The organism is Caecibacter sp. AF58-12pH5A, assembly GCF_027681725.1.
Lineage (GTDB): Bacteria > Bacillota > Negativicutes > Veillonellales > Megasphaeraceae > Megasphaera > Megasphaera hominis.
Map to the genome: position 1 here is coordinate 63,450 of NZ_JAQDBC010000011.1, position 9,599 is coordinate 73,048.

General features: G+C 49.7%; 2 protein-coding genes. Both read left to right on the forward strand.

The features are described from left to right. Positions 1–67: 67 nt before the first annotated feature. Complete coding sequence (locus PGX44_RS06925; protein WP_498854784.1) at positions 68–5,281, forward strand: hypothetical protein; 5,214 nt, start codon at positions 68–70, stop codon at positions 5,279–5,281. 266 nt (positions 5,282–5,547) lie between these two features. Next, positions 5,548–9,599 (forward strand): beta strand repeat-containing protein (locus PGX44_RS06930; protein WP_498854785.1); only part of this gene is annotated, 4,052 nt, incomplete at its 3' end.

Sequence of the window (9,599 nt, forward strand, 5' to 3'; positions counted from 1 at the left end):
GATTCATATGAAAAGTAAGAGCATCGTATTATCAGGATTGATTTTATCGAGTTTGTTAGGATTTACAATGCCAGTATTGCCCGTCCAGGCGGCAACTATTAACATCAGTGGCGATGCAGTACAAGTAGAAAATCAGCCGGCTTCAAAATATGATACAGCCAGTGGCTACGGGATTATTACTATTAATACAGACAACCCAGCCATCGGTAATGGAGCTACCATGAGCGCCGCCGATGCCTCGGACAATACTGTGAACATTACAGGTGGCATAATTGCCTCAGCGGCTCCGGGGACGGATATTTTTGGCAGTGTCGTCCTGCAGCAGACAGACAACAAGGACCTGACTCAGGTCAGCAATAATACAGTAAACCTGACCAACACCATTATCGGTGACGGTACGGGCAGTGTCAACGTTTTTGGTGCCTATGTGGTAGATGCGAATGAAGATACGCACACCTACAGCAAAGAAGAAATAAATACTTGGGGTAATCATTTCACACCGGAAGCGACAGAAACCTTTGCTATTTCCCATAATACAGTGACTGTCGAAGGCGCAGTGCCTGCAGACGGGACGACTGTGTCTATCTATGGCGGTGCTTCCCGACTGATTGGTTCCAGTCCAAACTGGAGAGATTATAGATCTGATATTGACGTGACTGCCAATGCACCGGTGACGTATAATGCCATCTACATCGGAACCAGCGCGGCTGAAGAAGCAACTGGTACGTATGCCACGTCCGCTGATAATGGCGCCTACGATAGTGTCTATGGCGGCTACACCAGCAAAGGCACCGCTGCCAATAATACGGTCGTCGTCCGCAACAGCACGCTGACTAACATCGTTGCCGGTGGCTATACCAAGAGTATGACGGCTGATGCCAACCAGGTGACCTTATCTGATATTACGGCTGGCAAGGATTTATATATCTATGGCGGCTATAGCGGGCAAGGCGGCGCTGCAGATAATAGAGTAGATTTAACGCGCGTCAATGGTACGGACGGCAAAGTGACGGCTGTTGCCGGTAGTACTAATGGGTACAATGCGACAAGCGGTGATGCGACGAATAACCACATGAACGTAACAGATAGCACGCTCTATGTCGTAGCCGGTGGTATTGCTGCAGCCGATGGTGGTCATGATGATGGGGATTTTGAATCTGCCCGTCACTATCATGACGCTATTGGTAATACCGTATCGATTCAAGAATCCTTTGATGGAGGCACGCTTATCAGCGGTGGCGTCTTTGGCGGTGTTGCCTATCAGAATACGACGAATAACAGCGTAACCATGACTAACGGCAAGGCAGGTGCTGTTTGGGGCGGATTTTCCGGTAGTGAAATTCTATATTGGGGCTATCCCGGTAAGTCTGTTGGAAATGAAGTGACACTGGGCGTAAAAGGTACCACATCTGGCGGCCCGTCTATCGGCACGACTGTAGTCGGGGGTGAAGCGCTCTATGACAGCAGTACAGACAATAATGTGTACATTTATGGCAGTACTGTAGGCACGGATGTAGGACAGAAATCTATTGATTCTATTGGCGATTTTGCAGATAAAAGCTATTATAATGCTTATGTGTTACCAACGTTTTCAAATGTTATTGCCGGCGGTATCGGTGGAAGTGCTTCGATAGTCAGATTAAATAAATTCGCTGACAATAATTCTCAGGCAACGAATAATCATGTATACATAAGTGATAGTACGATTACAGATGGTGTGTCAGCTATTTATGGCGGTTGGAGCTATTCTGGTGTTAATGGCAATTCTGTCACGTTAGCAAATACAAATGTCTCATTAGGTAATTCTGTTGTATTGGAATACACTCTATATAATCAATGGGGCAAGGTGCTCAAGGACGATAAGCGGGAATATGGCGGGCGCATCATTGGTGGTGAAGCCATGAACGGCTCTGCTTCGGATAATAAAGTTACCATTTCAGGCAATGGTGCAACGTCTATGGAAAAACTTACGTATATAGCAGGAGGAATAGCAGGAATAATATCATATGATGAATATGAAGCTGCTTCTGTGGCTGCAGCAGACCGTAACCAGGTTTCCCTTTCCGGAGTCCAGCTCTCAGGCGCTTCTTCGGGACTTTCCATCGCAGGTGGCAGAGGCGAAACAGGTGCTTCCTATAATACGGTGTCCTTGGATGCCGTAAAAATTACGAGTCCGGACAAGATTCTAGGCGGCATGACGGATAAAGGAGACGCCATATACAACCAATTATCTATCGCAAATAGCAACGTGGAAATGGATTCGGGAATGATCATTGCCAGCGCTACAGGGGAGGGTACTGCATCACATAATACGTTGTCACTTACGGATACGTCTATTTCAGGTAAATCGGGAGTGAATTTGGTCAACAGCATAGCGTATGGGGGGGCGGCAAATGATAACACAACGACACTGGATACCGTCGATGCAAAGAACTTGATTACGTTGAGTGGCTCATACTCGGAGAATGATTCGGCATCTAACAATACGTTCTCTTTGACAGATAGTAAACTGGTCTTTCGATATGATGAAGAGACTAGAAATGAATCGGTGTTCATTGTGAATACAGGAAACAAAGAGGCCAATAACAATACGGTTAGTATAACGAATCATACGGAGTTAGCTGAGCTTTCTGAATTAATAGGTTCAATGTCAGAATCAGGACCGGTCATGGGCAATACACTTACTATTTCGGATAGTATTCTATCTAATGAAACTAATGAAGATGGATTTTTAGTAAGAGGCAGTCTAGGGGAAACAGAAGCCGCTAATAATAACCTGTACATTACAAATAGCACATTGTCCGGCTTACAATTGCTATATGGTGCCTCTGGGTATTCGGATGTATACAACAATACGGAAGTATTGACTAATGTTACCATTACCGGGCGTCATGGGATACTGGGGAATGAAGCAGGTAACTATGCCCATGATAATGCCTTTTCCATCATAGGCGGGTCCTTTTCTTTTATAGATGGAGATGGGGTCATAGCAGGTACTTATGGATGGCAACAGACTACCCAGAATACACTGACCCTTTCCAAGGCCAATATATCAGGAGTTATCGGTATCGGTGGAGGCATGAGTGATGTGACAGCCACTGACAATACCGTCACGATTTCGGATACGACCATTTCCAATTCCGAGTATGACGGGGGAACGATTCTGGTTGCAGGCGGATCAAGTGGATATACGGCAACGGCCGGAGACGATGAGACAAAGACTATTCTGCCTAGTGCGGATGACAATAGCATCCGTATCGACGGTGGCTCTGTCGACGTTTCCAGGATTTATGGAGGTTGGCTACGGAATGAGGATTCAAAAAACGACGTAGAAGGCACGACAGACAGCAATACTGTTATCATGGGCGACGGCGTTACAGCCAGCACGGTCATAGGCGGCAATAATGAGCTGGGCGGCTCTTCGTCGAAGAACGCCGTCACTATTAATGGCGGCACAATCAAAGAAAACGTCATTGCCGGGGAAACGCCTGCTGGCGACGCGAATGGCAACACACTGGACATTTACGGTGGGGAAATCGGTACGACTAACGCTGTAGATGATACCGGTAATGACCTGGCAGACGGCAATCTTATAGCTAGTGGCTATACGAAAGACGGTGCTGCCAATGAAAACACAGTCAGTATCTACGCCGGTACCTTAGGCAATATGATGAGCCTTTACGGCGGTTATAGCAAGACTGAAAGCACAGATAATACGCTCAACCTTTACACCAAGGGAAATGCCATCGAAAACCTGGGCTATTTCCAGACCCTCAATTTCTACGTCCCTGAAAATACAAAGGCAGGAGAAACTATGCTGGAAGTAACGGGTAATGCCGACGTACACGGCGCGGCCATCAATGCCGGCGTATACAGTACGACACAGCTTAGTCCGGGCCAGGTCATCAACCTGATTCATGACGGCAATCAGCCAATTAATACGGACAATACGACGTACAGCGTCATGGCAGGCAAGAATATCGTCACAGACGGCGCATTCCTGCAACGGGAAGTGTTCATAAAGAAACAGGATGCCAACACGATCGTTCTCTACGTTCCGGAAGACAGCAAACCCATCATCAGCGATGATACAAAGATCATTTCTACGCAGCAAGCCGGCGCGGCTTCGACCGTATCTAACGGCTCCGATATTGCGGCCACGGACGGCCTTGAAGCGGCTCTCACGGCGTGGAAGGAAGAGCATGATGCGGCTATGCTGCGGACGACGGAAAATGCGGCAGCCGATACGCTTGGCGTCATGGCTTCGGCCGTAGCAACGCCTATGCTGGCTCGCAGTGCCGTGTCGCATACCCTTATGGCGGCAGCAGCACCGGCAACGCCCATGGTCAGTGAAGCGCCTATGGTGGCACCGGCAGCGAGTGCAGCCCCGTCTGCAGGGGCAAGCGCGAGTACTGGGACGGCCTGGCAGCCGAACGCACCGGCCGCACCGGGAGCCTGGCTGGAAGAACACGACGTAGAAGCGAAATTTACGCCTTATGTCATGCTCGGCGGTCACAACCTGCGCTATAATACGAGCTCGACGATCGACACAAACGGCTTCAACGGTGAACTGGGGTTCGTCAAACGGTCCTTCCAAAAGGAATATGCTGACACGATCATGCCATTCCTCGAATATGGGACAGGCAATTATACGAGCTGGAAAAACGGTTCCCGCGGTGACGGCAGCCAGCATTATGTCGGTGCAGGCATTCTCGTTCGCAGGGATATGAACAACGGTTTTCACTACGAAGGCCTCGTCCGGGCTGGCCGCATGAGTGGCGACTACGGCGGCCGCATTGCCGGCTACCGCATGAGCTATAACTCGAGCTCACCCTACATTGCAGCTCACGTAGGCTTAGGCAAAATTTATAAGGACGACACGAACGAATACAACGTGTATGGGAAATTCTTCTGGTCCCATCTGAACGGCGATACGGTTACCCTGCACAGCGAACTGGGCGACGCCCAATATGACCTGGAACACGTAGATTCCCTGCGTACACGCTTAGGCTTCCGCTGGACGAAGCACCTTGACCGGGATGTGACTACGGTCTACGCTGGCATTGGCTGGGACTACGAATTCGACGGCAAAGCCAAGGCCCGTTATCAGGACTACACCACACCGGATGCCAGCATGAAAGGGTCTAGCGAATTCCTGGAACTGGGCTGGCAGAGCAAGTCGACGAAAGAAAACCCCTGGGGTGCTGATATACGAGTCACTGGCTGGACCGGTATGAAACAAGGCTTCACGTATAGTGCAACCATTACGCGAAAAATCTAACGCCATAATGGTCTTGCTTGTGGACAGACTGTCCCAAACAGGACAATAGGAAAGACGAAAAGCGATCTCTTTTGGTCAATTTGCTACGGCAAAAATCAAAAGAGATTGTTTTTTGTAATAGTTTAAAGCAAATATAAGTTTTCTATTTCAAATAATAATAAATTATAGTATAATGTAAACAGATAATACTGTTCGTGACAAAGTTTTTGGGGGTTCGCAAACAGTCAGATTAATCTTTTGTACGTGCATTCTGGGGAGGGATGAAAATGAAACAAAAGAGTAGAAAGAGTAGTAGAATCATTAGTGGACTTATTTTATCCAGTATTTTGGGATTTTCCGTCCAGGCTGTGCCCGTCCAAGCGGCAGCTGATACCATCAGTGGTGACCAGGTCCAAACGGAAACGACGGTCAGTGGCATTAAGACGACGACCATCAATACGGACAACCCGGCCATTGGCAATACGGACACGAATACAGCTTCAGGAAATACCCTGACCATCTCCGGTGGCACCATTACTTCTGCGGATCCAGGCTCTAACGTCTACGGCGGCGTCGTGGCCTCGAACCTCAATGCCGATGCTTCAGAAGTCAAGGACAACACCCTTACCATTACAGACACTACCATCGGCAGTGGTTCTGGCAGTGCGACCATTTTTGGTGGTTTCCTCAGCGATTATAAGGCACAAGGCGACTTGCGTTCTGTAATAGGAAATGATAACCGTTATCACTACCCGGCTCAGGACTTTGGCGTTTTTACCATCTCCGGAAATACGGTGACCATTACCGATTCCACCGCTGCGGACAATACGGCGGTTACTGTGTACGGCGGCGCCCACGGAATTGACTTTGAAATAAATGTGGCTACTAAATCTGGCGAAGGCTCTTTAGATGCCGGCAGATCCACCGTTACTGGCAATGCCGTCTATATCGGCACCAGTGCAGACCAAGAGACCGCCAAGACCTATGCCGCAGCAGGAAACAATGGTAACTATAATAATATTTATGGCGGCTATGCAGCGGCCGGCAGCGTCACGTATAATGCCGTGACGGCCCGTAACCTGGGACTCACTAAGGGCATATACGGCGGCTTCAATCAGGCCGGGGAAGCACTACATAATACGGTGACCATCAGCAACGTCACCGGCGCAGCGGGAACCTCTAAGGTCGTAGGTGGGTATGCAGAATGTGTCCATTTGGAAAAAGAATCGGGTGACGCCGATTATAATACCGTGAACGTAACCGACAGCACCTTGTACGAAGCAGCCGGCGGCGTCACTCGCGCTGATCCGTTTAATCCCAGCGGGGATTTCCAGTCTTGGCCGCACGGGTACGATGCCATTGGCAATGACGTTAATATTGAAGAAACAGCACCTGGGAAAACCGTCATTCAGGGTGTCATCGGCGGCTATGCCTGGGGGGATGTACGGCAAAATACGGTGAATATCACCAGCGGTACAGTTGCCAATGTTTGGGGCGGCAACTCCGATGGAATCAATACGGACCATTTTTCGTACTACCCCGGTTACTATGATTATAGTTGGACAGCGCAGGCAACCGATAATATCGTGACAATCGGAACCAAAGGCAGCACGTCCGGTCCCACCATCGGCTCCGTGGTCATCGGCGGGGAAGCGTACACCGATGATGTGACGGGAAACCAGGTCTATATTTACAGCAGTAACGTTGGTGCAGACACGAATATGGAAGACTTTTCTTATCTTACCGACTATGGCTATACCAACATCATTGCCGGCGGCGTGGCTGAATGTCAACCCTTTTTCTTGACGATACCGGCTGGCCCTAAAGCTTCAGACAAAGATGTACATTTAGCCGGAGGCATTGCCAGCAATAACTCCGTTTACGTGGAAGACAGCACTGTTGGAAATGAAATTTCCAGCATTTTTGGCAGTTTTGGCATGGGAGAAGCCAGAGGCAATACCGTAATGCTGCAAGATACCTCCGTTGCCTTGGGCAGTGAAGATGTAGACCGTAATCACTATGCAGATTGTGGTGATGAGGCAAATGTTCTTGACGGAGCCATTGTAGGCGGCCAGGCGACGAATGGCTCGGCTTCTGGAAACAAGGTCACTATTACTAGCACTGAGACCACGACCATTACCGGCCTTAGCTATTTAGTAGGCGGTAAGGCGTCCCTGACAAACAATTTTGCGCCGGAGGGGCAGACAGCACAGACCAATAACAATATCGTTTCCGTTTCAAATGTCATCCTCGAAGGCACCACGGCTGAGTCCTATGGCGAAACCGTTTCTAATCTTACCATGGTAGGCGGCATCGGCCAGGATGGCTCCAGCGGCAATACGCTGGTGCTGACGAATACTAAAGCCACCAATGTCAAAGAAATTGATGGCAGCATAACGGACGCAGGCTCTACCTCGGATACGACCCTTTCCATCACTCGTTCCAATATCCAAGGAACAGAGCTCAATGTTTACGGTGCAAAAACAGAAGATGGGGAAGTCAAGAACGGCTTCTACACCATCGATACCTCGAATATCAAGGGGATTTCCAGTATATATGGTGGCTACAGCACGGGAGAAAACACCGGGAATAGCTTCTCTATCTCGAACAGCACCTTATATTTTAACGGCTCTGGGACTGGAATGATGGGTGAAGGTGGAACAAATGTCCACGATAACACCTTTTCCATCAGTGATTCTACACTTTCGGACCTGCAAATCATGTATATAAATTACAGCGGTGATACTGCAAAGGATAATACTTCTACGCTGACCAATGCTACGATTACCAATATAGCACATTTAATAAATGCCTATACGGATGGGGTCGCTGAAAATAATACCTTGAACATTACGGACAGCTCACTTTCCTACCAGACGAGTATTGATGGCGAACCTGTAAGTGAAGAATACTCTCTTCTTGCAGGTGGCTTTGCCAGCGATTCTGCCATTGGAAATACCCTATCCCTGACCAATACAAGCGTTAAGGATGCCCAGGACATCTTCGGCGGTGTTAGTTACAGCCAGGCTGATGGCAATAAGGTTATATCTAACGGTTCCACCCTGACCAATACGAAAAAACTTGCCGGCGGCTATTCGGAAGGGTATGCCCTTACCGATGAAGAAGGCAACACGACTGGTGCCGGCAGTGCCGATGACAATATAGTAGAAATCAGCGGCGGCACAGCCACCATCGATGCTGTGTACGGTGGACGCTTAGGCACTTTTAACGAATACGATGATGATCTGAGCGGCCGGGAAGGCACGGCAAATAACAACCAGGTTACCCTGGGCCAGGGCGTCACAGCAGAAGCTGTCTTTGGCGGCAGAAACAACATCAAAGGCGATACCAGCGGCAATACGGTGACCACCTATGGCAATGTCGCGTCTGCCCTGGTTGGCGGGGAAACAGCCTCGGGTGATGCTAGCGACAATACGGTCAACGTTTACGGCGGCTATGACGGCTATGGAGGCCTGGTGGACCCGCAGGGCACCCTTATCGATGGCCTCAATGTAATGGCCGGCGGCTACGCCTTTGACGGCGCTGCCGATCGCAATACGGTCAACATCTATGCGGGGAACGTGAATGCCATCATGAGCCTTTACGGCGGCTACAGTAAGACCGAAAGCAAGGACAACACCTTGAATATGTATAATAAAGGAAATACCGTCCGTAACCTGGGCTACTTCCAAAACCTCAATTTCTACGTCCCCGAAGGCACAACGGCAGGGGAAACGATGATTGAAGTCACAAACAACGCCGACGTCAGCGGCGCCGCCATCACAGCTGGCGTCTACAACAACACGCAAATCCGTCCGGGCCAGGTCATCAACCTCATCCACGACAGCGCCAACGGCGTCACCACCGATGAAAACACGACGTACTCCATGATGAGTGGCCGCGACTACGTCGTTACGCCGGGCCTCGTCCGTTACGACGTCCTCATCAAGAAACAGGATCCGGAAACGATCGTGCTCTACATCCCGGAAGACAGTAAGGGCACCGTCATCCCGGCGACCAAGCTCATGACCTCCCAGCGCAACCGCGCCATCAGCACCGTCACAGATGTTACAGACACGGCCTCCACCAGCGGTTTTGACACTGCTGTAGCTACCTGGAACGCTGAAAACGGTATCAGCAATGCCGCTATCAACGCTCCTATTGGGGGCAACCACGGCGATGCCGGCTGGGAAGATCACGAAGTCTGGAAAAAATATACACCGTACGTCCTCTTAGGTGGCAATGACCTCCGTTACGACGCAGGCTCGACTACCAACACCCAAGGCTTCAATAGCGAACTGGGCTTCGTCAAACGCTCGTACCACGACGACTACATCGA

What these genes read in the sequence shown, in the direction of transcription:
- PGX44_RS06925 (WP_498854784.1), top strand. Translation starts at nt 68, where the DNA reads ATGCCAGTATTGCCCGTCCAGGCGGCAACTATTAACATCAGTGGCGAT.